Origin of the sequence: Schlesneria paludicola DSM 18645 (assembly GCF_000255655.1) — a bacterium.
GTDB classification, from domain to species: Bacteria; Planctomycetota; Planctomycetia; order Planctomycetales; family Planctomycetaceae; genus Schlesneria; species Schlesneria paludicola.
In genome coordinates, this window is the sequence record NZ_JH636435.1 from 521,703 (window position 1) to 547,858 (window position 26,156).

Consider the following 26,156-nt stretch of genomic DNA (forward strand, 5'->3'; position numbering starts at 1 on the left):
AGTCAGTATTGCCTCGGATGTTATCTGGTGGGATCGCCGATCCAAAAATGGTGTCAGGATTCCTTTGTCGCGACACATCGACAAGCCCTCCAGTACGTACCAAACAGCCCCACGAACCATCTGAACGACATCGCTGAAAAGGCTGTTGAACTAACCGTATTCCGAAGACTCGCCGCATTCCGTGGCATTCCTGAACACGAAATTGAGCCACCACTTGTCGAAGTCGAGGCCGGGTTCCCGATCGATTTCTCGGAATTGATCGCGTCCTGTCCGATCGATCACGACGCTCCGATCAACATTCTGCAATGGCTACACGAATACCTCGTGAGTCGCCGGCGCCACACCACGGACTCGCGCGTCTCAACGTCTCGCAAAAAGGGAGGAGTTTTCTACACCCCTCAGCCCGTTGTGGACTACATCCTGCAGCATACGCTTCGCTCACGCCTGAATAACACAACCGCTGAGCAGGCGGCACGACTCACTCTGCTGGACCCTTCTGCAGGAAGTGGGGCATTTCTCGTCTCCGCGTACCGGATGCTTCTTGATTGGCATCTTCAAACGCTCATCGCGAATGATCCTGCAAGCCACCACGAGGACATCCTTCGCATCAACGAGCAATGGCGATTGACGAGATCGAAATGCCGATCCATTCTTCGGCAGCACATTTTTGGCATCGACCTCGATCCTGCTGCAGTTCTCGTCACACGACGCGCACTTTGGTTGACGATGATTGAAGCCTCGGCTCCAGACCGTGCAGAACAACCAATCAAGAAGACCACGACGCACTTGCCCGCGACCGACGCGTTCTCGACGAACGTCCTCACCGGTCACGCATTGGTTGGCAGACCGTTCGGAGAACCGCAATTCGCCCCATTTCCAACGAACACAGCCACACCCTTTCACTGGAACGATGCATTTCCGCAGGTCGCGCAGCGCGGCGGATTCGACCTGATTGTCGGTAATCCTCCTTATCGACGCGAGCGGCAGTTCAAACAGGAACTCGACGAGATCGCCACCACGCCTTTAGGGCGCTTCCGATCAGCTCGAATGGACCTTTGGTACTATTTCGTGCATCGGGGGATTGAACTTCTGCGCGAAAACGGAGCCTTGTCGTTCATCACGAATGCCTATTGGCTCAAAGGAACGGGTGCTGAAAAACTGATTGCCGCCCTGCGCGATGACGTGCAGGTCGACGAAATACTGCTGCTGCACAATCAGCCCGTCTTTCCTTCCGTTTCAGGGCAACACCTGATCTTCCGCCTCACCAAAGCTCTCCGCATTAAGACCGACCCTAAACCAGACATCGTGATCAAAGTCGCTCCGTCGGCACGGAAACAGTCTCTCGACAGCCTCTTTGTTGAGAACTCTTCATTCCGCAGCTTTAAAAAGCCGTCGCACCTTCTTTTTCACGGGCACCAGCTCGACGTCCGTCCCGACGCCACCGAGTTCCTCGACAAACTCCGCTCGTTCTCACGGCTCGGCGATTTGGGAAACATCAGACAAGGGATTGCGGAAAATCCCGCTTCGGTCAACCGCCGTACGCTCGAGCGGTTTGCCAGCGCCGCAGACACCCACCGTTGGCGATTGGGGGAAGGCGTCTTCGCATTAAAACCTGACGAAGTGGATCAACTGAATCTCAGTCAGACAGAATGTGAGCTCCTTCGACCGTATCACACCCTCACCGATCTGGGCCGCTATTGGCTGGCAACTGAACCATCTCGAAAACTGCTTTACTCCACACGTGATACCTGTGCCGACATCGCATCTCACAATGCCGTGCGAGCTCATCTCGAGCGATTTCGGGCGATCCTTGAATCCCGGCGAGAAACATCCGTGGGGGCAAATCGCTGGTGGCACTTGCACTGGCCACGCGACGAACAGATCTGGCACGCTCCAAAACTCGTCGTCCCGCAGATGGCGATTCGCCCATCCTTCTCGGTCGCCCGAGACCCCACCTATGTCTCGTTCAGTGCAAACGTGTTTGTCCCCGCACAGGACACACGCGAGGACTTGAGATATCTCTGTGGACTGCTGAACTCCCGCGTACTTTGGTCTTGGTTCCAGCACCACGCAAAGCAGCGTGGCATTGGTGTTGAACTGAATGGCCACACTTTACAACAGGCCCCAATTCCCAGAATCGATTTTCAGAACCCCACCAACGTCGCTCAACACGATGACATGGTCCAACTCGTCGTTCGACGAATGCAACTGGAGCAAACACGGCGCGTATCGCCCCCCAACGACGCAACCGAACACAACTCAGAGACAGCGAGGACCGAATCCCAAATCGACCAACTCGTCGCGTCACTGTTCCAACTCGGTCCATCAGAGTTGGAACTTGTCAACGAACTGACAAACGCGCCACTCATTCACACTTGATTCCGCTGACGCGATCCTCACCCGTCAGGGAACTCAATTGATGCCAGCCTTGAATCGTTCTCGCGATAACACTGGCAGTTGGAACAGTCACCGTTCACAGCCCGGGGACTGGCTCATTTTCCCGCGGTAAAGGGAAGGCTTACCCTCGTCGATATACTGTGGATTCCAATTGAACCGGGAAAATGTGCCTGCCGCCCCCTCTTCGGGCTGCGAACGGTTACATCGCAAGAAGCCGCCACCCCAAGACCACCGTGCCTGTCGCCTGCACCATCATTCGATACGAAATGTCCCTTGGCACGATATGCGGGATGGATTTATCTTGCGTGTGCTCTTATTACCATGAGGCGGGCATGAAATGCCTTCTACTACTTATCTTCGAGATGAACAAAATGGCAAAGAAAGCAACTCGCGGAACAAGCACGGACGAATCAACGCAGATCATTGACCACATTGCCAAGATGGTCGATGACTTTTGCCGTGAACATCTCAACGAAGAATACGCTGTCCTCTGCCGAAAACTGACGGAGAAGTTGGCCCGGAAACGCCCGTCTCCGTTGGTCAGTGGTAAGCCGAACACTTGGGCCTGTGGGATCATCCGCACGATTGGTTGGATGAATTTCCTCGACGACCGCAGCCAGACACCGCACATGAAGCTCACTGCCATCGACAAGCAATTCGGTGTTGGCGAAAGTACCGGACAGGGCAAATCAAAATTGATTCGCACCATGCTGAGAATTCGGCAGTTCGATCATCATTGGACATTGCCGAGCAAGTTAGAGGACAACCATGTGGTGTGGATGCTCGAAATCAATGGCTTCCTCATGGACGTTCGTCGTTGCACCCGCGAAGTCCAAGAACTGGCATTCAACAAGGGATTGATTCCATATATCCCAGCGGATCGCCCGCAAGGAAACTGAGCAACCGTTCACAGACCGGGGACTTATCAAAGATGCAGTGCCCTCGCAATTCAAGCGGTCAACTCTTCTCAACAATTATTTGGACTTTTTAGTGTTTAAGCTGCCGCAAGCATTGGCGGTCAATGCTTGCTCGTCTTCTCTCAGACTTTTGAGTCGTTTCGCCACAGAGTTTGCACTGGACGATCCCAATCCAACGGCAATTCGTTCCATTCCGCTTGATTTGTGAATTACACGCACAAACATTCTTCCTTGGTCCGCTCGTCCAATATCAATTGGATAGTCCTCCATCGTGTTTCCCTTTCACCTGAAACGGTTTTATCCCAATGCCTTTATAAGTTGCTGCAACATGAGAATCATACGGACACAGCATAATGCGGCGTTTGCAGCGACAAGGGATCCTTCCGATGTCGCAGGGCGATTACCTGAAGCTGCTTGACTGGACAGGTCGGCAACTGCATCGCGGCAAGCGAGGTCGAATTCCCGTAAGTTGCGAGTCCGTGCTGAAACGACTAAATCTCGATCGCCGCTCGTGGTGCGATCTGGTCAGCGAGTTCGGCAAGCTGTTTATTCATGTGGCTGGTCGCCCTCAGACGATCGACGCGACGCTCAGTCGTGTCGGCCAGCATCGCTACCACCTCCGCAGCCGCGCCCGCACGCTCCTTGTCGCGACAAAATGAGTTCAGGTTGGGGCTGAGCTTGCTCAGTGGCGAAAGATCGGACGACTACCCAAAGGCAATCGCTCGTCGAATTCTGGCGTCGCGTCACGTCCTGCTCACGAGCAAAGTGAATTCCTGCGAGTTCCCCCGCAGGTTCTTCAATCAAGGCGGATTCGCGCGTTGCCTTTTCCATTTCGAAGCGACGATCTGTCGACACCTCAAAAGTTATGCTGTGTCCCCAGTCTGTGTGCAACCAGTTGTAGTGAGAGTCAGGTTTGTAATGAGGACGTGTGTTCCTAGAACGCAGCCGAAGCCGTAGAGGAAGGAACACACGTTCGCGCGAACTCCGCCGGGATGACATAGCCCAGCGAACTGTGAAGTCTCACGCCGTCATATTGACGGCGCCTTGACGAACCCAGGCTCATTGCGGAATGCAACGCGTCGAACACTTCACAGCTCAGAAATTCATCCCGCACCTTCGAATGAAAAGTCGAGACTAGGCGCCGGACAATCACCAGAGCGCCACATGACTTCCAAAGCGTCTACGGGCGTTTCTCAGTCGCCAGCATCAACAATTGACATCATCGCAAGGGGCTTTCGGCCTTCCAAACATTTGGAAACATGAACCGAACTGTTCGCCACGCAGTCGTTGAGTTTTGCTATCGTTCCACGCTGACGGTGTTGGATCTGCCTGACAGGAGCACATTCTCCGACTTGGGGGACCAATGACAGCTCGGTCGCCCAAGTCGGAGAATGTGCGGTGATATGACATGCGGGAAGAGCGGCCTCTCCCGCCTGAACGACTGATCGATGACATCTCATCGCCCTACGATGATGGTGCCACTATCGGTCTGTTCGTGTTTCATCAAAATTTGCAGTTCAAGCTCGGGTTGAGCGTCAATGAGCAACTTCATGATCACGTGGTTTCCCCCAGAGAAACAGGGAGAAGATTCAAGTTGCTCATTTTCGTCACCACAACTCAGAAAACCGGCTCTTGTCATCAAAAGCCACATGTCACTTGTGCTCACGATCTTAATATCGGAACCGTTCACAGACTGAGGACGGGTTCATTTTCCCGCGTCACATGGAAGACTTACACTCGCGCGATGAACTGTAGATTCCGATTGAACCTGGAAACTGTGCCTGTCGGGCTGTGAACGATTACCTTGAAATCACGAACAGCAACCAAGCTTCGACGACGTTCCGACGGCGGAATTGATCTTTCACAATTTGACTGAACCGTATCGACCCGCAAACGATTCGACCTGTTGCGATCGATTACGGGCAGCGACGAATCGCTGACGCTTTGCTCACGGCCTTAACAGGCTGTTGATGTCAGTGGAACAGGCACCTGGGCGTTGACGACGTCATGGCATATTTCACGCTGGCCTGAGCCAGTCCCCGTGACTTCAACGGACTGTTAATCAGCGAGACTGATAGCTTAACCCCTGAATGCAACAGGCCGTCCACCTCGACCTGCGTTCGAAAGATGGTCACTCAAAAAAGAAAGCAGCCCGGGCGCTCAATGGCGGCCGGGCTGCTAATAGGGCGGTGGGCCGGGTCGCTCCACCGCGAAACAATCTCGTCAATTGTGCTTGTTATTTGGGTGACGGAGGGACACCTGCCTGGGCTGTCGCGGGCGTCGCACGCGGTGTCCCGCTTCCGTTTGTGAGTTGAACTGAGCCAGCCTGCTTGCCTTGGCCGCCCGCCTGTCGGAAGGGCGTCAAAACTTCTTCGGGGGAAAACGGGGGAAAGCCTGCGGCGATCGCCATTCGGCGACGCGATTCGGCGGTGCTGCGTGCGGAGACTTCAAGGAACTCCACTTTCTTCTGCGGGCTGACTCCGTCCAGCTTGTTTCCAATCTGTTCGATCCAGCCGGGATGACGGGCCATCGCCTGGGACATCAGATGCACGAACAATGTCATCTGCTTGAAATTTCGGTCGGCGATATTGTGACTGACGGGGGCAATGACTTTGGCTACGGCTTCGACTGCATGGGAGGGAAACTCCACAAACACGTCACCCGAATGCGTTCCAATCATCCTTCCTTCAGAGTCTTTAACGAACGTCGTCTGCAGCCGCATCAATGATCGCGCCACGATCGGCTTGGGCAACAGCGGACTTTTGAATGCACCATCGCAATGAATCACAATCTCTGTGGGCGTCTGCAGGAACAACTCCACATCGCCGACGGAACCATCTCCTGCGTCCGCCCGGTAGTGATTCAAGCCGGTTTGCTGTAACTGAAACTGAGAAATATCCATCGCTCGCCAGGTCGAAACGGCGACATCCGGATTCTTCAAGAAGTAGTGATACACATCGGGATCGCACTCGAACGAAATCGTCGGGAGTCGGCGATACATCCCCAGGTTGTTCAGAACCGACTGGGATTTCTTCTGGGCATCGGGACTCAGCCGATTCAAAGGGACCTCGGCGATGGCCTGCTTTCGCATGGCCTTGGTCGAGAGTCCTGGTTTCACGAACGTCAGACCTGGGTATTGTCCGCGATCTTCGAAATCGCCTTCGTGTACGACTGTCTTTCCATACGGTTGCGCAATCTCCGAGGAATTGGGTCCGTCGCAGATGGCGACCGAGTTGACTGTAGCGATCGATAAACAGATCGCCGTCCCAGTCGTCACTCGGCGCAGCCATCTCCCTCGCAGGTACGCGTGCCGCATCCGTAGTCCCCCCATAATCCGATCCTGACGAAGTCACTTGCGTAACCCGTCGATGCCGCACACGTCCAGCGACGACAATTGATGATGCTCGCCGTTCTGATCTTCCGGGCCGAGTTCCGATCGCGATCGAAAGTCTTCCAGGCGAGCGAGAGGATTCATCGGCACAATCGCTACGACCCCGAGAGCCATAATAATTTCTCACGAAGGCGGTAGGTTCCGCGCTATTCAGGCCATGATCACGCCACTTAAAAACATGAGAAGAACGAGACAAATCATGGCGTTTCTTTCGCAAAGCCAAGCACAATCACAGAAAGGTCCACCCAGACCTCCTCGCCGCAAACTCACTTGGCGTCAATTCGATTCCGGACTGAACATAGACGACATGTGGACTGTCACCATACCATCCTGAACACCTGAATCGACGGTGCACTTTTACATCGACAAATCATGACTCAGCCCCTGAATTCCATCGCCGGATCAGTTGCACGCGCGCTCGCGCATCAGAAAAAGCGCATCGTTTTCGCCGAGAGCTGTACCGCTGGACTCGTATCGGCGACGCTGGGGCGGATCCCCGGAATCTCAGAGTACCTCTGCGGATCGGCGGTTGTGTACCGGCTCGACACAAAGACTCAGTGGCTCGGGGTCCCTGAATCGATGCTCCTCAATCCGGGCCCGGTGAGCGAACCCGTCGCGCTCGCGATGGCACTGGGGGTACTCTCGCGCACCCCAGAAGCGGACCTCGCCGCGGCAGTCACCGGACACTTGGGACCGAACGCTCCGACCGCACAAGACGGGCTCGTCTTCTTGAGCATTGTGGACCGCAACGGACTCCGTGCCGTTCAGGAGCATCGACTGCCGCACAGCGCAGGCACCAGCCAGCCAGCCGCGTACCCAGGCGACTCAGAGCGTGAGCAGCGGCAATGGCACGCCGTCGATCTGGTTCTAAGAATGGTTGCAGCCCAACTGAACGTCGAAACAGCCGACCACTGAGTCAGCCATCGCAGGCCTGCGCACGAAGCAAAGCTCAGTCATTCACACCAGGCCCATTCGCGAAACACGCCTGACCTATAGCTCTTTGGGATGAGCCGGAACCGGTGCCGCATCGGGCGACGTTCCCATTGGCAATGGCTGATCGTACGGGTCGACATCCAGAGCTCTGATATGCCGCTTGGTCCGCACAGTCGGAGGCGGCATGATGTTGCTGGGGTACTCGTATGGATACAACGGCGGATACAAATTGCATTCGTCATAACGGTCATAGCAACCATTGTTGCAGCACCGCTCGCAGAACCGTCGGTTGAATGCGCTGCACCAGTCTGGCTTGCCCATTCGCGTGATATCCCAGCGAGGATTGTACCAGCGATCGAAATAGAGATGTGTGTCGTTGACGTCATCAACCACATTGGCATACGAATCAAAGACAGGGCAACACTGGCAGCCTGTTGTCAGTGCCAACACCATTCCCGCGATCGCAATCCATGGACGCTGCATGCCTGATCTCACTTTCCGCCAAGGGGCTTCTTCTGGAGATCGACCAATGCATTAAACCAGCTTGAACGCATTTGCCGATCTTAACGTACAAGTTGGCTCGCACGACGCGCACTGGCTCGCGGTCGTCGCTAGAATTCAGGAGCTGTTCAGACGTGCCTCTGTACCAACCTTGTCAGGTTCAATGGGTCATATTTCGCCTCACTCTTGGGACGCTGGATTGTCCGATTCTCAACTGAAAACGTGGGATAATGGCCGCCTGACGGTGAGCCAGAACTTCACCACACTGCTTCGTGAACACGGATGGACTTCATTCGATTCGGTCTGGACTCAAACGGCAGATGCTGCCGTCGCGAAGAACGTCCGTACAGATCGCGTTACCCTGCGATTCACCCTGAACGATGCCGGAACCGAACGCGCCTTCTATATCAAGCGACATGGCCGATCATCCTGGAAAGAGTACATCAAACCTCTCCTTCGGCTGACTTGGCCGATCTTGGGGGCTCGAAACGAATGGCGAGCGATCCTCGATTTTCAGAACGCGGGAATCCCAACCATGACGCCCGTTGCGCTCGGTGAATCGGGTGCGAATTCGTTCCTGATTACCGAAGCCATCGAAAACTGCATCAAACTTTCGGAATTGGGGAAGTCCGCTGTTGGCATTGCCGAGTCGGTACCGATCGACGGATCGCAAGCGAACGAGAAGTCGCGGCGTCGGCTCATTCGCCATGTCGCGGAGATTGCTCGAAAAATGCATGATGCCGGGCTACACCACCAGGATTTTTACCTGGGGCATTTGCTACTGTCTCCGGCCGACGAAAGCCTTTTCGTCATTGACTTGGGCCGCGTCCGCAAGCAGTCGCCGTTGTCGATGCGATGGATTGTGAAGGACCTCGCACAGCTCAGTTTTTCAGCAACACAAGTGACGTCCGCGACGGAGCAACTTCGTTTTCTTCGCGACTATTTCGGACGGCCGTTGACGCGATTGGACAAAAGATTAATCCAGCGTATTCAGTCTAAAACAGGCAGAATCGCCCGCCATTCCCGAAAAAACCGCCTCTAAATGACTGGCCGAAGCGAAATCGCCTTCATACAAATTGACGTTCGATGCGACACCACTCGCGAATTGACGGTGCAATCTGTGCGTTTTTCGAGAAAATCGCGAACCTTTCGTCGCTGAGTGACTCCTGATGCCTCGTAAATCAGACCGACGACCCGTTTCCAACCGAGCGACATTCCTGCAGATTCGATAGACGTTACGGTTTGCAGACGCCATTTTTCAGAAATGATTCCCACCATGTCCGAACACATTCCGCTGCCTCTCGGTTTCTCTAGCGCCGGAATTCGATGCGGGATCAAGAGCGACCCGCAAAAACTGGATCTGGCACTTCTCGTTTCGGACCGGCCTTGTGCCGCAGCGGGCGTCTTCACCACAAATCTGGTCTGCGGTGCGCCGGTCAAAGTCTCACGCGAACGCCTGCCACGTTCGACCGCACGAGCTGTTGTCCTCAATTCCGGCAATTCCAACGCAGCGACCGGGGATCGGGGAATTGCTGATGCGAAGCGAATGACGCAGATTGTTGCCGACCAGATCGGAGCATCTCAGGACGACGTCCTGGTTGCATCAACAGGGGTCATCGGGCGTTTTTTGCCGATGGACGTTTTACAGGCGGGCATTCCCGTTGCCGCAAAGGCACTCTCCGATTCTTCCGAGTCATTCCTGCTCGCTGCCAAAGCGATGATGACAACCGACACGTTTCCGAAACAGGCGACCGAGACCATTCGAATTGGCGGTAATACGGTCCGCATCAGCGGCGTATGCAAGGGCGCAGCGATGATTGCGCCGAACATGGCAACGATGCTGTGCGTGATCATGACCGATGCGGGACTCACACCTGAAGAAGCGAAGCAGTGGCTGCGAGCAAGTGTTGAAGACTCATTCAACTGCATCAGCGTCGACGGTCACGAAAGCACCAGTGACACCGTAATCCTGCTGGCGAATGGGGCCTCGGGAATTACGATCTCGTCCGCCGACGAAGGAAGAGAATTCCAACAGGCGCTCGATCGAGTCGCGATGAAGCTGGCAACGGACATCATTCGGGACGCGGAAGGAGCACATCACTTCGTGGAACTCAACGTCACCGGATGCAGGACCCGAGACGAGGCGTTCACCATCGCAAAAGCGGTCGCAGAAAGTCCACTGGTCAAGACGGCCATCTGCGGCGCGGACCCCAATTGGGGCCGAATCGTTTCGGCTGCAGGCTACGCTGGCGTGCCGCTGCAGGAATCCGACATGTCGCTGGTCGTAAACGGCTTCTTGCTCTATCAGGCAGGTGCCCCGGTCGATTTCGATGCCAAGCAGGTTTCGAGCAGCCTGCGCGACAATCGGAACGTTACGATCGACCTAAAGCTGACCCACGGTAATGCACAGGTTCGCTTCTGGACCTGCGACCTCACCAAGGAATATGTCGAACTCAACGCCGACTACACCACATGAGCAGTGCAATCGAGCTGCGGGCCCGATGCGTGCAATCGTCACACTCGCCAACGAGACGTCAACGAATCCGGTCGGGACCGCAGTAGACATTGCATCGGCCATTCCGCAGAAAGCCAACGAGCGTAATCTGAGATTGTCGAGCCAAGTCGACCGCCAGGCTTGAAGGCGCTCCGATCGCGGCGACAATCCCGATCCCCGCCGCAGTCGCCTTCTGCAACAATTCAAAACTGGCACGACCACTCAGCAGCAGAATTCTGGGCTCGGTTGGCGGCAGGCGATCCGCCAGGAACTCTGCGCCAATCAGCTTATCGAGTGCGTTGTGACGTCCAACGTCTTCTCTTACGGCCAATAGATTCCCGGCCTGATCGAACAAAGCGGCTGCGTGCAGCCCCCCCGTACTGTCAAAGATCGCTTGCTCCGAACGCAGTCGCTTGGGCAACGCATACAGAATTTCGGGATCGATCTGAAATTCCATCGGGGGGGGCGTGCAACCAAGTCGATTGACGGCTTCGAGCGAGGTCTTGCCACAGATGCCGCAACTTGACGTCACATGAAAATTTCGCTCGAATCGTGACCAATCCAGATCGATCCGTTCCGCGAGTTCCACCTTGATCACATTACGCAGGCCCATCTCGCCAACAGCCGGTCCACAGTGTGCAATCCGCACAACCTGCGACGAATGTTGGACGATTCCTTCACCGAACAGGAACCCCGCCGCCAGTTCCTGATCGCAACCAGGAGTGCGCATCGTAATCGATAGACTACGCTGCTGCCGCTTGCCATCGACCTGCCAGACAAGACGAATCTCGAGCGGCTCTTCAATTGCCAACACGTCGTCGGTGTGGCAACGCGTTCCCTCGTCGAATCGGTCGATCGTCACGCGGACGCTGGAGGGCGCGACGCTGGTCTGAATCGCCGTCATGAGTGCGCCCCGTGATGTGTCGATGTGACCGAAGCCAATTGGCCATCGGCTTGTCCATTTGCCTGGGGAACCTTAGCCGCAGGGGCCAGGGTTATGACGATCGATTTACTGGCGGGCTGGTTACTTCCTTCGGCAACCTGTCGCAAAGGTACCAGCGGATTCGATTCGGGATAATAGGTCGCGGCACATCCTGCTGGAATCTCGTACGGCACAATCATGAACTGGCTGGCGTGCCGCCGAATCCCTTCGTACTCGCTGCTCAAATCAACCCATTGTCCTGATCGAAACTGCAATCGATCGATATCGAGCTGATTCATAAAAATGACGCGCCGTCCGCCCGCGATTCCGCGATAACGATCGTTCTGCCCATAAATCGTGGTGTTGAACTGATCGTGACTGCGAAACGACATCATTAGAAGTTCATTTGATTTCAGCGTCCATTGCGGAATCGGATGGACCACGAAATTTGCCTTGCCAGTCTTGGTGGGGAACTCCTGCTTATCGCGTGGAACGTTCGGCAAATAGAAGCCACCGGGCTCGCGCACCCGTCGATTATAGTCATCAAAACCAGGAACGACGCGCTCGATATGATCCCGGATGCGATCGTAGTTCCCACAAAGCCCCATCCAGTCGACAGTACTTTTCGTACCGAGAGTCGCCTTCGCAAGATGGCAAACAATCGCCGTCTCGCTCATCAGGGTGGGGCTCGCCGGACGCAATCGACCGCGACTCTCTTGCACGACCCCCATCGAATTTTCGCAACTCACGATTTGCGGTCCGCTCGCCTGGTTGTCTTGTTCGCTGCGCCCGAGGCAGGGCAGGATCAATGATTGTTCGCCCGTGATCAAATGATTGCGATTCAGCTTCGTGCTGATGAATACGCTAAGCTTTAGCCGGCGAAACGCGTCGGCAACATACTCGGTATCGGGGCCCGCGCTCAAAAAATTCCCGCCAAGCCCAACAAAGACTCCAATCTTTCCTTCATGCATGGCCTGCATTCCACAGACCACGTCCAGGCCATGCTTTTGTGGAGGACTGAATTGAAACTCTTTGCCAAGTGCTTCCATGAAGCGATCGCTCATCTGTTCCCAGATGCCCATCGTCCGGTCACCTTGGACATTGCTGTGTCCACGAACGGGACAGACTCCCGCACCTTCGCGTCCGATCTGCCCCCGCAGCAGATGAAAGTTGGTCACAGTCTGAACGTTGGCAACGCCGTTGCGATGCTGAGTCAGCCCCATCGCCCAGCAACTGATCATCCGCTTGCTGTTGCACGCAATGTCAGCCGCTTTTCGAATGAGCTCGCGCGAGACTCCAGACGCATTGAGGATCTCGTCCCAGGTTGTAGCACGCAGATCCGCAAGGAACGCTTCGAAACCGGTGGTCTTCGCATCGATAAACTGACGATCAAACACTTGCCCGCCCGACCGATCGTCGGCTTCGAGCATTTCCTTCATGATCCCTTTCAGGCACGCCACATCGCCATTGATGCGGACGGGAAGGAACAAACTGGCGATCGTAGTCCCAGCCCCGAGCATATCACGCGGGGATTGCGGATGCTGGAAGCGGATCATTCCCGTTTCCTTCAGGGGATTGATACTGACCACCTGACAGCCATTCCGAACCGCTTTCTCCAACTCCGAGAGCATCCGAGGATGATTTGTTCCCGGATTCTGACCAATGATGAAAATGCTGTCGGCATGGTCAAAATCGGAAAGCTTCACAGTCCCTTTGCCAATGCCAATCGATTCGTTCAGCCCCAGGCCGCTGGATTCGTGACACATATTCGAACAATCGGGCAGATTGTTGGTTCCGAATTGACGAATGAAAAGTTGATAGCAAAATGCCGCCTCGTTGCTTGCACGCCCCGACGTATAGAACAGCGCATCATCGGGAGAAGGCAGTTTATTTAATTCATCCGCGATCATCTGGAACGCGTCGCTCCAGCCAATCGATTCATAGTGCTGACTGCCTCGACGCAGTACCAATGGATGAGTGATCCTCCCCTGGTCGCCCAGCCATTGCTCAGTGCGACTCGCCAGATCGGCGATGCTGTGAGCCCTGAAAAACTCTGGGTCCACTCTCCGGCTCGTCGACTCCCAGGCGATTGCTTTGGCACCGTTCTCACAGAACTCGGCCACATTCCGATTGCCATCAGGATCAGGCCAGGCACAACTCGGACAATCAAATCCACCCTTTTGATTCATTGATAACAGGCTGCGTGTGCTCCGCATCGGCCCATGGAAAGCAGAGAATTTCAGGCTTTCAAATACTCCATGAAATCCTGCGGCGGTTTCATCACGAGCAGTGATGCGAGGAATGTCCTGCCCCAGTGGATATTGAGCGTCCACAGTTCGCAGCGACACCTGGGGAGTAGCAGTCGGCTCCTCGGCCGCAATCGGCTTCGGAGAATGAACATTTCGCTGATTGGGCGCACTGTTTTCGTCGCGCTGATCTTCATTCTGCGGGTGAGTGTCACCATTCATCGATTTACTCCAACACATGATGCCACGCGCAGCACGCGAATGTTCAGGCGCGACCAATATCATTCGTCCAGTACGATTTAGCAGAGTGTTGAAGTCATCGGGATTGGCTCCGCCCGGATGAAAAACCGCCAAGAAATCCTGACGGCCAAGGTGCCTGTTCCCTTACTTCAGCAGTCTGTTGGGGATGTTTTACAAGAAATATCATACTGGCATCGCCCAGTATTACGACTGTGAAAACTTCGTCAGCCTTATTGATCGAAGACCTGCATTCAGTGCCAAACCCGGTCAACGAATCGTCCGCTTCATGTCGCGTGACGATTGGTCGGCATGAGACGTTTTTGACGGCGAAACGCTAGAACGTCTCAATTTTGACGTCGGCAATCATCTCGATAAAGTCCGAAGAAGCTCCGATGAACGTACCAGAGACCGGCATCACACCCCGCGGGTGATGGCTAACGCCGACAACAATGTGCTTCAGAGAGGTTGCCTCGCCCAATGTCGGATCAAATCCCCGCCAGCCTAGGATCGGAAGGTAAACTTCGGTCCATGCGTGCATGGCGGCTCGGCCAGCCGCCGACGCAGGACAATCGAGATAGCCGCTCGCAAACCGTGCAGCGAGCCCCAGGGAACGCACTGCATCCATCATGAGTGTCGCCGCATCGCGACAAGACCCCGACCGAAGCTTGATTGTTTGAGCTGGGGTTTGGACGCCTTTGCTGTAACGGCGCTGGTATTTAGTTTGCTTCGAGATGAGGAAACACAACGCCAGCAATCGACTTTCGACGTCGTCAGCAGACGTGAGTTCTGGAAACTGCTGAAGCCAGAGTTGTACGTCGACGAGGTCGTCGGGATACGACAAGGACTGGTAGACGCCTGCGATGGGAGCCTCCAGAGCGTCATATTCCACCGGAAATCCCACCAGAATTGGCTGATGCGATTCTTGCTTAGGGAACGGAATCGTTCGGACAACCGTCACCGTGCTGCAAACTTCAAGACGCGCCGCAGGCTCCAGAAAGTCAACAATCGCGACCGAATTACTGTAGACGTCGCGAGCCCATACGAGTCGGTGAGTGGGTTTGATCTCGATCGACATCCCCTCAATCCGCACGTCGTGCCCTTCACGTGGGCGAACGACGAGTCGATGTCGTCCCAGCGTGACGGGATTCCGGTACATATAAACCGTACGATGTTCAATTCGAAGTTTTGACATTTCCGGATTCGAGAGAAACTCCTCGCCCTTGAAGCTGGTGGCCGTGAACGGCAACAAATTTTTGCCCCGGACTCAACCGACAATCCACGGTGATCTTCGTTCCTTGAACGCCGCCGAAAATGCTGGCGACTGCAGCATCAGCAGCATCCCGCCCAGTCCCAATGCGCACCAATCCGTTCAACGGCACAAGTCGCGTCGCATCGAACACCATCCATTGCCCTGCCAAATAACACTCGAAGCAGGCATGGAAATCAGGGGGCGTCAGCTGGTAGGCATAACCGGAAAAATACCTCGCAGGGATGTTCACAGCTCGACAGAGCGCAATTCCGAGATGGGCAAAATCACGACAGACACCTCGTCTCTGTACGACGGTGTCGTATGCGGACGTCTCTGAGTCGGTGCTTCCTAAAGCATATTCAACATTTGCGTGAATCCACTTATCGATCGCTACGACTTTCTCGTACGGGTCCGCGATGCGTCCAAAAAGATCCCAGGCCAGCTTTCCAAGCCGATCCGATTGGCAGTAACGGCTTGGAAATAGAAAGGGGATGGCACGACGGTCCAGCTCGGCAATCGAAGTGGGATCTGACCCCTTCGCCTGAACGACTTCGGTTGCGCAGTCCACGCGCGCCGCGTATTCGACCGTCAAATTTTGAGCAGTTCCCGTTTCGAGTCGTACGAATCGACTTCCCCCCTCTTCGAGAGAGAATTCCTCAGTGGCGATTTCGGGCGTAATCGTTAGGCGTTCATCCAGAATCAACTGCGACACATTATTTTGAGCGTGGATATTCAGAATTAATGTCGACGGAAATTTGACGACATATTCCAATCGTGACGAAACATCGAATCGCATGAAAACAGCCCGATCCAAGCTAAGAATCAAATCATCAGACCATCATAAGGTGAGAGGATCACTTCATCATCTTCACCATTTCACGACATTCTTTTGCGCATTGTCGACAGGATTTTGCGCATGCGGCCATGTGCGAGTCGTCAGGGAACTTTTCACAGGCTGCAGCACAATCCTCACACGATTTCGCACAGGCGTCAGCAGTGTGGGCTGCCAGCATGCTCTGTCGGCTGCAGAGAGTCGCGCATAATTTACAAACATCGGCGCAATCGACGCACAGTCGCATACATTGCGAATGAGTTTTCTTGCCTTCATCAACGAGTTTCGCGCAGTGGTTGAAGCAGCTATCACAACGAAGCTGGCAGTCGGCACAAGTTTTAGCGCACTGAGCCATATGCGTCGCGTGTGGTCCGTCATCCGCAATTGCGATCATTCCGACCAAAGCAATGGCACTTCCGAGAGTCAGGTTGCGAAACATGAGATCCTCCTTCGTGAGAACGATTGGATGGGAACGCGATTCATAATCGCTCGACGATGCTTCGCCCGGGCGCAGCCCCCGAGAGTGGACATCTATTGTTAACGAGTCGCGCTGGCAGAACTTTTCTTGACACCGCGAGCTTTGGGATTTTTCTGGGTGGAAGACGCAATGGCTTTAGCCGTTTTGTTCTGCTTATGCGTCGTTCTGGATTGAGGGGTCACCGTACCGATCGCGGATTCCACCGCAGAGCTCACTCGCTTCGTCACCATCGCGAGCGGCTTTTTTGTCGCCGCTGCAACCTGATTTGCCGCAGCTTCAATGGGATGATGGCCTTCCGCCGAGGCAGTACCGATCATCGCGCCAGCCACTCCCCCTGCGACAGCGCCAATTGGACCAGCAATCATTCCTCCAATCGTCGCTCCGACGATACCTCCCGCCGTCTGCTTCGAGACGGTCGGTAGATTCGGTTCAAGCTTCGGATTCGACTTCCGAGTCGAACTGCGGGGTTTTGCTGTTTTGGGAATTGGATTCTCAGATTCCTTGCGTTTGCCAACCATTTCTTTCGACTCCTTGCAGGCAGAGGAAGCACCATCAACTGAATGACAGGAGATATGCAATTCAAATGCCAGAGTTCGGAGCGATCGAAAAAGCAATCAGAATTGAGTTGTCAGCCCCGATTACACGCGAGAATGTCCTAGTAGGGGGGAGCTGGATCATTCCGCTAGCTCCACTTCAGTGTCTCGTCACCCACCATGATGACTGAGCAGCCCTCATTCAGTGGTGAATACAAATCGGTCTGACGCTGGTGCCAAAGCACCCATGAATGCGACAGGCCACACCGTGATTCACGGTGTGGCCTGTCATGTTGTCTTCCAAAGTCTGAACTAAATCACAATCGCGGTCTTCGTGCGGGCCAGTTCCTCCATGAACTTCATCGCGCGAGTCGTCGTTTCTTCCACATCAGGAATCATGCCGTCCAAAATCAAGGCGTTCGCATACAGTTGCCGGCCGCAATCGCGAATGAACTCGTCGTTATCCGAATTATTGCTTAGTTCACAGAGCCGCGTCACCAAAGCCGCGTGTGGATTGACCTCCATCAAGCGTTTCGGCGACTCGTAATCCTTCATCGTATGACTGAGGACCTTCTGCAACTGATTGCTCATCGTCCCCTGCGGATTGACTAAACAGCAAGCACTTTCAGTCAATCGCGATGATTCCAGCACATCGGTGACTTTGCTATCGAGCGCACCGCGGAACAGTTCGAGGACGCGAGTGAAATTCTTCGGCTTCGGTTTCAGCACTTCGTCGGCGGGGGGATTGGTCGATTCCGGAAATTCCACCTCGGAAGAGTCGATCGAAATCAGGTCTTTCTTCTCGTACTGTCGCATTTGCGTGAGCGCGAATTCGTCGATGGGATCGTCCAGGAATAGCACTTCCAAATGACGCTTACGGAATGCCTCGAGGTGAGGGTGCCGCGACAACGCATTCAGATCAGGTCCGCTCAGGTAGTAGATTTGCTTTTGACCTTCAACTGCCCGCTGCAGGTAGGCATCGAGTGACACGGCTGGGAGCGCCGCTTTCTCTTCACCGCCCGTAACGATTGGCGTCTGTTCAACCGAATGCGTCGAATGGAATCGCATCAACTTCGCGATCCTCTCGCGGTTCTCGAAGTCCTGACCGATACCGGTTCGCAGAATTGGACCAAACTGCTGGTAGAAGGTCTTGAATGTTTCAGGTTGTTCTTCCGCCAGGCTCGCCAGGTGATCTAACACCTTCTTGACCAAAACCCGTTTGAGCTTCGGCAGCAGCTTATGGTCCTGCAATGTTTCCCGGGACACGTTCAGCGGCAGGTCGGCGGAATCGACGACACCGTACAAGAATCGCAAATACTCGGGCAACAGGTCGCGACAATCGTCCTGCACGAGGATCCGTTTTGCACAGAGGTTAATTCCGTGCTCAATATTCCCAAAACCCATCAATTCGAAATTCGTGGGGGGACAGTACAGGATCGAGTGGAACTGAATCGGCGAATCGCTCGAGAGATGCAAGTGCCAGAGCGGACTCTCATCCGAGTGATGCGTCAACCACTGATAGAACCCTGTATGCTGTTCCTCGGTGACCTGATTCTTCGGTTCGACCCAAATCGGCTTCTGCTCGTTCAGGGTCTCTTCAGCCAGCTTGATCGGATGAGGTACGAATGTCGAATATTTGCGGACGATGAATTTCAGCCGATGCGGATCGGTGAATTCGTCCATATCATCTTTTAGATGCAAACGAATCTGCGCACCACGTGGCACATCGCCTTCCACAGGTGTGATCGAGAAGCGGCCCGACCCATCGGATTCCCAGCGCCAGCCACTTTGCTCACGGTAGCTGCGCGTCACCACCTCCACGCGATCAGCCAGCATGAACGCCGCATAGAAGCCAACTCCGAACTGTCCGATCAATGACAGGTCGGCCGAAGGCGTCTCACCACCGGTTTCTTCGGCCTTGGCGGACAGACTGCGCAGAAACTCTTTCGAACCGCTGTGGGCAATCGTTCCAAGATTCTGCACCAGTTCGTCGTGCGTCAGCCCGACACCATTGTCGCGAATGACGAGCAACTTGGCTTCTTTGTCCGGTTCGAGCGTAATCTCCAATGGCGCACCATCGCGATACTGCTCTTCAGACAATTGAATGTGCCGAAGCTTGTTTAACGAGTCCGATGCGTTGGAAATCAACTCACGCAGCGCAATCTCGCGGTTCTGGTAAAGCGAATGCGAGAGGATATGCAAAAGTTGTTTGATTTCGGTCTGAAACGTGAATTCCTGAGGCTGAGACACGGTGGACTCCAAATTCAATCAACAACAGTTAATGGTTCGAAAGGCAGACAACGCCCTGTCTCACAACGCAAAAGCAACTCGCGCGCCAGCCCGCAAATCACCTGAAAACAGAGGATTTGCACGAATTGACAGTGAGAGAACGACTCCAGAAACCGCCAATTTGGCAGACGTTGGTCAACCAATTTTCAGGCTGGCGACGGCAACCAGTGCCAGGAGCGCGGCACAGATCCAAAATCGGATCACGATCTTCGTTTCGTGGTCCCCTTTGAAAACGAAGTGATTGTGAAGTGGACTACACGCCAGGACTCGCTTGCCCGTCAACTTGAAGGAAGCGACCTGCGCAATCACACTCAGGGTTTCAACAACAAAGATCCCCCCGACAATCAGCAGCAAGACTTCTTGCCGCGTGACAAGAGCCCCATATCCCAGCAGAGCCCCAGTTGGCAGCGAGCCGCTGTCGCCCATGAAGACTTGGGCGGGATGACAGTTGAACCAAAGGAAACCCAGCATCGCTCCTACGAGCGCCCCAAATAGGACGCTCAATTCCCCTGCGCCGGTCATATGGGGAATCGACAGATACTCGGCCATAATTCGATGGCCGGACAAATAGGTGAGTACCGCGAACGCCGATCCGGCAAAAATCAGGCAACCGGGCGCCAACCCATCCAGGCCGTCGGTCAAATTCACACCATTCGAACTGCCCACGATCACCAAGGCCGCCCAAATGATGAAGAAGACGTTCAATGCGACACTGAACTTGCCGAAGGGGAAAATCAATTCGACTCCCTGTGGCTTCGTGGCCTGAACGAAATACAGAGCGATGGCCACAAATAAGGCCAGCAACCACTGCCAGGCAAATTTGTCACGAGCCGTTAGCCCTCGCTGCTTTGAGCGGACCTTAATCCAGTCGTCCTGCGCGCCGATGGCACCAAAGCCAATCACAACGACGAGCGCTTGCAACAAGTAGCGATTCGTCAGGTCTCCACAAAGAATCGCCGCAACGACGATCGCCAACACAATAAACAGGCCACCCATCGTCGGGGTATTGCCTTTCGCAGCGTGAAGTTCGTTCAATTTCTGCGAGGCGCTGTCGATTCGTTCGCGAAAATTCTGTTTCAGCCAGCGAATGGCATGTGGCCCAAAAATCAGGGCCGTGATGAACGAAATCATCGTTGCCAATGCAATGCGGGCGGTCAGAAAGACGCGTGAATCCCCTGTCGACACCCCGGCGATACGCTCGAAAAAACTGGGATAGTGGTTCAGCAACCAGACGAGCATGAAAGTTCATTCATCGATTGTTGGCAGGTATATGTGTGGAGGGAGGGCTTCGCTAATCAGCTCTGGTTTGCAACGTCGCTCGCAAACGCCTGTTGAAATCGCGAGGACGGGTTTCGCCCACATTCAAAATCGCCACGACGTCCTGAACACCAAGGTGCCGGTCCCCGTTGGTTCAAGATGTTCAGTCAGAATAACCCGTAGATAACGACTTGGATCATCAGCGCCAACCAAGCCCAGATTCGAAGATCTTCGTGCCACTTCGATTGTCGTTCCGGCGGTGTCGCAGCGTTGGAGGGCAGTTGCACGACCCAAAACATCAAAAGCAGAAACACGCTGATCATCAGCCAGCGTGCCACGGTGAGCGGCACTTGCTCCAATAGCTGACGAAGCGTATCGCCAATCCAGTGCAAGAATGTCACGCCGCACCTCCTTCGGAATTGATTCCGCCGATGGCATAACGCGTCTTCTCGGGCGGATCAGACCGCAGGAAGTAACTGAAAATGGCGATGAACAGCGCCGCGATGACGAATGACCACAGTGAATAGTAGAGATACGGCTGCCCCACCTGAAACAGCGGCCGCAGGCCCAGTTGCTGACAAACACTCGGCAAGTTCAACGTGAACAGCCCCACGGCCGTCAGGACCCCTGCATAAAACCCCGCCACGGCACCATCACCCGATGCACTTCGAGTCAGCATCCCCGCTACGAGTACAGCCAGCGTTGGGCCGACGATGAACGAGGCCAGTGTCTGGAAAATTGTGTAGATCCCCGCGGGAAACGACATCAATTGAAATGCGAAGTAGATCCCCCACCCCACAAAGCCAATCGTCGTCCAGCGTCCGACCGCCAGGATTTGTCCTTCATCCGCATTCGGACGATAGAACCGACGGTAAAAGTCATTGACGTACAACGCCGTCGAGGCATTCAGGTAGGAATCGACGCTCGACATCAACGCCGCCAGGAAGGCCGCGACGAATGCCCCCCGGAACCCTGAAGGCAACAAGGTTCCGACCAGTCGCCCCAACGCGGCGTCCGCGTGTCCATGTCCCATCTCGGGGAACTTCACGAGTGCGATCAGCCCCGGAACTGCGACGATAAAGGGAATCAGATTCTTGATCATCGCCCCGTAGATATACGACGCCTTTGCTTCGTATTCGGATTTGGCTCCCAGCGCCCGCTGGACGATGCACTGGTTTCCCAGCCAGTATCCTGGCCCAACGATCAGGCACAATCCAAACAACACCGCGGGCCACGGGGCAGGGGATTGCGTATCGACGGGCTGCACCAGTGACAAATGCTCCGATTCATGGTCAGGACGCCCCTGGCGATGCCTGGCCTTGAAAGTCGCAAACTCGCGCGGCGTCATCGTTGCTTCACGCTGACGGACCTCTTCGCGATCCAAATCGCGGGCCACAACATGAATCTTCTCGACCAGTGGTTCAACGCCGCCCTGTTGATAGATCCCGATGGCGACGAACATCAGACAGCCGCCGATCATCACGATGCCCTGCAGGACATCGGTGTAGACCACGGCGGCCAACCCACCAGACCAGGTGTAGACACCGACCAGCAAGGCCGTCACCAGGATACAGGTCGCCAGATTCCAACCGGCCAGGCTTTCCATGAAGCGCGCCGCCGCCAGCAGCATGACGCCCAGGTTGCACGCCATGAAAAACAACCAGCAAGCCCCCACCGACGATCGCAACTGAACGTTGAAGCGTTTTTCGAGATATTCTGGAATCGTGGTAACACGACAGCGCCACAAATGAGGAATGAACACGAACCCGCCCACAATCATTGCGGGAACACAGCCGATCCATTCAAAGTTGCCCATCACGATTCCGTAGCGATAGGCATCGCCGCCAACCCCGATCAGGTCGGTCCCACCAATGTCCGTCGCGACCAGCGACATTCCCACAGCCCACCATGGCAAGCTGCGTCCGGCTAAAAAGAAGTCCGAGCCACTGCGAACGTAGCTGCCCACCCACAATCCAATCGCCATCGTCGCCGCCAGGTAGGCCAGGATGACAAGATAGTCGATTGAACTCAGTTGTGTCATAACGCCAAATCGCTGAGAGGAATCGCAAACCGAAACGCAAATCGCTTGAGCGCGGTGATGAAAACGTGCCGAAGGGCTTGCGTCCTTCGAGCAGCAAAGTCACCCCATTCAACCCAGATTGTTCGGGAGCTTACACGCAGCCGCAGCGACCGTCCACCGTTGTTTCCCGTTCATTTGAGTGTTTCGAGAAACGTCAGGAGGTCACGGAACTCGCCGACGGACATTGTTTCATGCAGTTTTTCGGGCATGACGGAAGTCTTCATGGGCGTTCGAGTTTCAATCTCGCTGAACGGAACAGGGATGACCTCACCCAGTTGGTTCCCCAAACGCAGATCTCCGTTCACCTCTTCACCCAGTAGTAGTCCTGTCACAACTTTTCCACTTTTGGTCTCGATGGCCCATGTGGTGAACTGTGGCGAGATTTCTTTGCTGGGGTTCACAATCGATTCGAAAAGCTTTGTTCGGTCCATCGTGCGAGCAATCACCGTCAAATCCGGGCCGACCTGACCGCCTCGTCCGCTGATTTGATGACAGCGATAACATCCCGCCCCGTTGGCTCGAAAGAACGTCCGGCGTCCCATCTCGACGGCATCGCGATCAAGATTGTCCGAAATTAGGCTGGGTGCCCGGTCCGTAGGAAGCACTAGTCCGGACAACTCGGCCACGGAGTGCGAATGGCCTCTCTCAGTGAACTCCAAGACATCGGCCAGTTTCGCTCGGCTCGCTGCCGATTCATTCGGCAACATCTGCGTCAGCCGTTGAAACAGGGCATCAATCGCCGGATCACGCGGCGATGTGTCGGCCTTCCCGGGGGCTCCTCGAAGTGAACGAATGGCCTCGCTCTGGACGACAATCGACGGATCAGATGTCGCCAATCCCATCAAGAGATTCCGTGTGGCCGGGTCAAACGTGGACTGATGGTCCGACGGCGCCAGCCCGGCGACCGCATCGGCACGCAGGTTGTGATCCAGCTCGTGATTGCTTGCAGTCTCGCGAAGGAGCTCCACTCGCTCAGGAATCGGAGAATGCTGCAGGGTTCGCACCGCTTCGCGCCGGAGTTCCGCATTCGATGCGTTCAGGAACTCACGAATTCGTCCGGCATCGAGTTCTGGCTGGCTGGAGGGCAACATTCGCAGGGCCATCGCGCGGAGCGCCGCGGGACGTTCAGCATTGATCAAAATCTCCAGGATGTACTTTGCAGGTGGTGTTTTCTCGAACTCTTTCGCGGAAACTCCGTCCAGCAGCGACAGCGATGCCAGACAGGCCAGGAACAAATCCGTCGTCATTGGTTCAGAAGCCAACACCTTTTCGACATCAGGTCGAAGTCGGCCCAGGTTTTCTTCACCAATCCACTGGACAGCCAGCCGGCGACTCGAAGGAAACGTGCTTCGCAGGCCAAAATGAAGCAGAGATTCTTCCTTAGGAAACTTCAGTCGCAACGCAAGCAGCATCGCAATCTCGCGAAACTCGGTTTCTCGAGGGTGCCGCGCCGGAGCAGAGGGATCAAGCTTTTCGACTTCAACGATCAGTTGTTTGAGCGAATCATCCGAGACCCCGGGACGTGCCACATGGTCGATGATGCGAATCAGCATCGCGGCCGTGTGGTGGATGACATCGTTCAGGACGAATGGGTCAGACAGGTCGAGTTTCGCGAGATCCAGATAAACGGGGGCTTCCGGTACCTTGCCGAGTGCGGCATTAACTTCGAATCGTTTGCGTGAAGACCCGTCGGCCTGCGGCACATTTTCAAGGACTTTTCGCCCCTCGATCGTCGAAGCCAATCGGCGGGCCGCGCTCCGCCGTGTATTGAGAATCGGCGAATCGAGCAGGGCGGCCACATCCGGTAGTGGCATCTGGGGCGGAACGGCCCACGGCGTGGTGGATACGGGCCGCTCTTTCGCAGAAATCCGCCAGAGCCGCCCCTGGCCGTGCAGCTTGTATTCCTTCGAAACCCAGTCGGTGACGTAGATAGAGCCGTCCGGCGAGACCGCCAGCCCGACAGGACGGAAGTTCTCGCCCCCTTTTATGACCGGCTGAGGAATCGACTCAAACGAGATCCCACGGGGGCGAAGCACAAACTGATCGATTCTGTGATCGCCCCAACTGCCCACGAGCAAAGTACCTCGGAACTCCGCAGGCAATTGATCGGCTTCATAGCAGATGATCCCCGAGGGGGCTTCACCTGTGCCCGACACCATCGGTAGCGTACCGGGAATCTCACCATTCCAACTGGTAAACGGATGCGTTCCTTTGCGACCGTTACGGAAGCGATAGCCATAGTCACCGTTCTGCACGGCATGCAGCAGCCGACAGGGAGGCCGACTGTCGGGATCATTATCGACCGCAAACATTCGGCCAAGTTGATCGAAACAACTGGCGTGTGGATTCCAGAACCCGGTCGCCCATCGTTCCAGCTTTGTCCCATCGGGACGGCAGCGATAAAGATTCCCTCCTTCGCCGCCTCCCGCCAGTATGATCTGGTCGCTGCCAATGATCTTGTAGTCTGCCCCCAGATTTTCGCCGAAGCCAAAATACATGTACCCCAGCGCATCGAATCCGAATCCAGCCAGTCCGTTATGTGGATAGTTGCCTGTCGTCTCAAGGTGGACAAGTTGCGTCGTCGTATCACACTTCAGATCCCCATCGATATCCGTACACAGGAAGATTTCACGCCGCGTCGCAATATAGACTTGAAGCGCCTTTCCGACCGTGTTTGACGACGCATCCGCATCGAGCCAGACCGGTTTGACTGCGATGCTCATCGAATGCGTCAGGCCATCTTTGAAGACGGTCATGTCATCGGCTCGACCGTCGCGGTCTCTATCATCCATGACCAAAATTCGATCCGTCGGATGGCCGCCGTATCCTTCTGGAGGGAAGTGCGTATGACTCTCAATGACCCAGACACGACCAAATTGATCAACATCAATGCCCGTCGGTGTCACAAGTTGTGGAGATTCGGCAACCAGTTCGATGACCAGTCTCGGATCGAGAGAAACCGGTCGATCTTCTTCTGCAATGACGATTTGCGAGAACATGAGCGACAGCCCCCACACCAGATAGAGGGCGGCCAGAAAACGGCAGGTCATCGATTGTCTCCCGACAGTAAAGCATGGAAACCGGCGGCGACATTGTGCGAGTGATCAATTCGCATCGCAAGCCGCGCGGGGAACAAACGGAAGTCTCGGGGCCGTTAGTACTGGGGTATCTAATCAGTCCGCACTAACAAAACTGTCAGGGGGCAAATGCTCACTCAAAAGACAGCCAGAGTGGAATCTATCGGAAACGGTTGATATTCTTAACTGGCTAACCAGGAGCGGTGATCCCCAGTTGATTGCGTCTAAGAAACTCAATGTCGGTCCACAGCGGCCGGTAGACGGTTAACTGCTCCATCCCCCCCCGCCAGAACATCCTTCGTCGACCTTTGAGCAAGCTC

20 protein-coding genes are annotated in these 26,156 nt (G+C 55.1%); 6 read left to right on the forward strand and 14 right to left on the reverse strand.

Annotated elements, in window-relative coordinates:
* Positions 1-27 precede the first annotated feature (27 nt).
* The 3 genes from OSO_RS0119610 (at position 28) to OSO_RS0119625 (ending at position 3,973) form a co-directional block, all read left to right on the forward strand.
* Positions 28-2,379 carry an Eco57I restriction-modification methylase domain-containing protein gene (locus OSO_RS0119610; protein WP_010584876.1) on the forward strand — a complete coding sequence of 784 codons (2,352 nt, stop codon included), beginning with the start codon at positions 28-30 and terminating at the stop codon, positions 2,377-2,379.
* Positions 2,380-2,768: 389 nt separating this feature from the next.
* The gene (locus OSO_RS0119615; protein ID WP_050986237.1) at positions 2,769-3,296 is read left to right on the forward strand and encodes a DUF6398 domain-containing protein; all 528 of its coding nucleotides are present in this window, start codon (positions 2,769-2,771) and stop codon (positions 3,294-3,296) included.
* A 404-nt stretch (positions 3,297-3,700) separates the two neighbouring features.
* The gene (locus OSO_RS0119625; protein ID WP_010584879.1) at positions 3,701-3,973 is read left to right on the forward strand and encodes a hypothetical protein; all 273 of its coding nucleotides are present in this window, start codon (positions 3,701-3,703) and stop codon (positions 3,971-3,973) included.
* Positions 3,974-4,248: 275 nt separating this feature from the next.
* On the opposite strand, the gene OSO_RS52655 is transcribed toward OSO_RS0119625, so the two are convergent.
* The 3 genes from OSO_RS52655 to OSO_RS52280 form a co-directional block, all read right to left on the reverse strand.
* The gene (locus OSO_RS52655) at positions 4,249-4,467 is read right to left on the reverse strand and encodes an integrase core domain-containing protein (protein WP_157605351.1); all 219 of its coding nucleotides are present in this window, start codon (positions 4,465-4,467) and stop codon (positions 4,249-4,251) included.
* Positions 4,468-5,550: 1,083 nt separating this feature from the next.
* On the reverse strand, positions 5,551-6,591 hold the full coding sequence (locus OSO_RS0119640; RefSeq protein WP_010584881.1) for a hypothetical protein: 1,041 nt from the start codon (positions 6,589-6,591) through the stop codon (positions 5,551-5,553).
* Between the two features lie 72 nt (positions 6,592-6,663).
* Positions 6,664-6,789: a hypothetical protein gene (locus tag OSO_RS52280; RefSeq protein WP_261340387.1), complete on the reverse strand. Its 126-nt coding sequence runs from the start codon at positions 6,787-6,789 to the stop codon at positions 6,664-6,666.
* 288 nt (positions 6,790-7,077) lie between these two features.
* On the opposite strand from OSO_RS52280, the gene OSO_RS44285 reads away from it, so the two are divergent.
* Entirely contained in the window at positions 7,078-7,620 is a 543-nt protein-coding gene (locus tag OSO_RS44285; protein ID WP_010584882.1) for a CinA family protein, read from the forward strand.
* 75 nt (positions 7,621-7,695) lie between these two features.
* Here OSO_RS44285 and OSO_RS0119655 read toward each other — a convergent pair whose 3' ends face one another.
* Positions 7,696-8,121 carry a hypothetical protein gene (locus OSO_RS0119655; RefSeq protein WP_010584883.1) on the reverse strand — a complete coding sequence of 142 codons (426 nt, stop codon included), beginning with the start codon at positions 8,119-8,121 and terminating at the stop codon, positions 7,696-7,698.
* A gap of 217 nt (positions 8,122-8,338) precedes the next feature.
* Between OSO_RS0119655 and rfaP the strand changes: the two genes are divergently transcribed.
* Positions 8,339-9,181 (forward strand): lipopolysaccharide core heptose(I) kinase RfaP, encoded by an 843-nt coding sequence (gene rfaP, locus OSO_RS48285; protein WP_157605352.1) that lies wholly within the window; start codon positions 8,339-8,341, stop codon positions 9,179-9,181.
* A gap of 234 nt (positions 9,182-9,415) precedes the next feature.
* Positions 9,416-10,615: a bifunctional glutamate N-acetyltransferase/amino-acid acetyltransferase ArgJ gene (gene argJ, locus OSO_RS0119670; RefSeq protein WP_010584886.1), complete on the forward strand. Its 1,200-nt coding sequence runs from the start codon at positions 9,416-9,418 to the stop codon at positions 10,613-10,615.
* Between the two features lie 58 nt (positions 10,616-10,673).
* On the opposite strand, the gene fdhD is transcribed toward argJ, so the two are convergent.
* The 10 genes from fdhD to OSO_RS48290 all read right to left on the reverse strand — a co-directional run bounded on the left by fdhD (position 10,674) and on the right by OSO_RS48290 (position 25,809).
* Positions 10,674-11,537, reverse strand: coding sequence for a formate dehydrogenase accessory sulfurtransferase FdhD (gene fdhD, locus OSO_RS0119675; protein ID WP_010584887.1), 864 nt, complete (start codon positions 11,535-11,537; stop codon positions 10,674-10,676).
* Positions 11,534-14,023, reverse strand: a complete 2,490-nt coding sequence (locus OSO_RS0119680) for an FdhF/YdeP family oxidoreductase (RefSeq protein ID WP_010584888.1) — start codon at positions 14,021-14,023, stop codon at positions 11,534-11,536. The genes fdhD and OSO_RS0119680 overlap by 4 nt, the downstream gene beginning before the upstream one ends.
* Before the next feature lie 352 nt (positions 14,024-14,375).
* Positions 14,376-15,233, reverse strand: coding sequence for a transglutaminase family protein (locus OSO_RS0119690; protein WP_010584889.1), 858 nt, complete (start codon positions 15,231-15,233; stop codon positions 14,376-14,378).
* Positions 15,214-16,086, reverse strand: coding sequence for a transglutaminase-like domain-containing protein (locus OSO_RS0119695; protein WP_010584890.1), 873 nt, complete (start codon positions 16,084-16,086; stop codon positions 15,214-15,216). The genes OSO_RS0119690 and OSO_RS0119695 overlap by 20 nt, the downstream gene beginning before the upstream one ends.
* A 573-nt stretch (positions 16,087-16,659) precedes the next feature.
* Positions 16,660-17,118 carry a hypothetical protein gene (locus OSO_RS0119710; protein ID WP_010584892.1) on the reverse strand — a complete coding sequence of 153 codons (459 nt, stop codon included), beginning with the start codon at positions 17,116-17,118 and terminating at the stop codon, positions 16,660-16,662.
* Between the two features lie 327 nt (positions 17,119-17,445).
* On the reverse strand, positions 17,446-19,383 hold the full coding sequence (htpG, locus tag OSO_RS0119715; protein ID WP_010584893.1) for a molecular chaperone HtpG: 1,938 nt from the start codon (positions 19,381-19,383) through the stop codon (positions 17,446-17,448).
* 174 nt (positions 19,384-19,557) lie between these two features.
* Positions 19,558-20,661 (reverse strand): phospho-N-acetylmuramoyl-pentapeptide-transferase, encoded by a 1,104-nt coding sequence (gene mraY / locus OSO_RS0119720; RefSeq protein ID WP_010584894.1) that lies wholly within the window; start codon positions 20,659-20,661, stop codon positions 19,558-19,560.
* Between the two features lie 185 nt (positions 20,662-20,846).
* A complete protein-coding gene (locus OSO_RS0119725) occupies positions 20,847-21,080 on the reverse strand; it encodes a hypothetical protein (protein ID WP_010584895.1) in 234 nt (77 codons plus the stop codon).
* Positions 21,077-22,720, reverse strand: a complete 1,644-nt coding sequence (locus OSO_RS0119730; protein ID WP_010584896.1) for an SLC5 family protein — start codon at positions 22,718-22,720, stop codon at positions 21,077-21,079. Before OSO_RS0119730 ends, OSO_RS0119725 begins: the two co-directional genes overlap by 4 nt.
* Positions 22,721-22,890: 170 nt before the next feature.
* A complete protein-coding gene (locus tag OSO_RS48290) occupies positions 22,891-25,809 on the reverse strand; it encodes a PVC-type heme-binding CxxCH protein (protein WP_010584897.1) in 2,919 nt (972 codons plus the stop codon).
* Positions 25,810-26,156: the final 347 nt, after the last annotated feature.

Bases quoted from the DNA above. Each gene is read 5' to 3' on its own strand.
- mraY (WP_010584894.1), bottom strand. From the start codon at position 20,661: ATGCTCGTCTGGTTGCTGAACCACTATCCCAGTTTTTTCGAGCGTATC.
- OSO_RS52280 (WP_261340387.1), bottom strand. From the start codon at position 6,789: ATGAATCCTCTCGCTCGCCTGGAAGACTTTCGATCGCGATCGGAACTC.
- OSO_RS0119615 (WP_050986237.1), top strand. From the start codon at position 2,769: ATGGCAAAGAAAGCAACTCGCGGAACAAGCACGGACGAATCAACGCAG.
- OSO_RS0119655 (WP_010584883.1), bottom strand. From the start codon at position 8,121: ATGCAGCGTCCATGGATTGCGATCGCGGGAATGGTGTTGGCACTGACA.
- OSO_RS0119680 (WP_010584888.1), bottom strand. From the start codon at position 14,023: ATGAATGGTGACACTCACCCGCAGAATGAAGATCAGCGCGACGAAAAC.
- argJ (WP_010584886.1), top strand. From the start codon at position 9,416: ATGTCCGAACACATTCCGCTGCCTCTCGGTTTCTCTAGCGCCGGAATT.
- OSO_RS0119710 (WP_010584892.1), bottom strand. From the start codon at position 17,118: ATGGTTGGCAAACGCAAGGAATCTGAGAATCCAATTCCCAAAACAGCA.
- OSO_RS0119695 (WP_010584890.1), bottom strand. From the start codon at position 16,086: ATGCGATTCGATGTTTCGTCACGATTGGAATATGTCGTCAAATTTCCG.
- fdhD (WP_010584887.1), bottom strand. From the start codon at position 11,537: ATGACGGCGATTCAGACCAGCGTCGCGCCCTCCAGCGTCCGCGTGACG.
- OSO_RS48290 (WP_010584897.1), bottom strand. From the start codon at position 25,809: ATGACCTGCCGTTTTCTGGCCGCCCTCTATCTGGTGTGGGGGCTGTCG.
- OSO_RS0119730 (WP_010584896.1), bottom strand. From the start codon at position 22,720: ATGACACAACTGAGTTCAATCGACTATCTTGTCATCCTGGCCTACCTG.
- OSO_RS44285 (WP_010584882.1), top strand. From the start codon at position 7,078: ATGACTCAGCCCCTGAATTCCATCGCCGGATCAGTTGCACGCGCGCTC.
- OSO_RS0119690 (WP_010584889.1), bottom strand. From the start codon at position 15,233: ATGTCAAAACTTCGAATTGAACATCGTACGGTTTATATGTACCGGAAT.
- OSO_RS0119625 (WP_010584879.1), top strand. From the start codon at position 3,701: ATGTCGCAGGGCGATTACCTGAAGCTGCTTGACTGGACAGGTCGGCAA.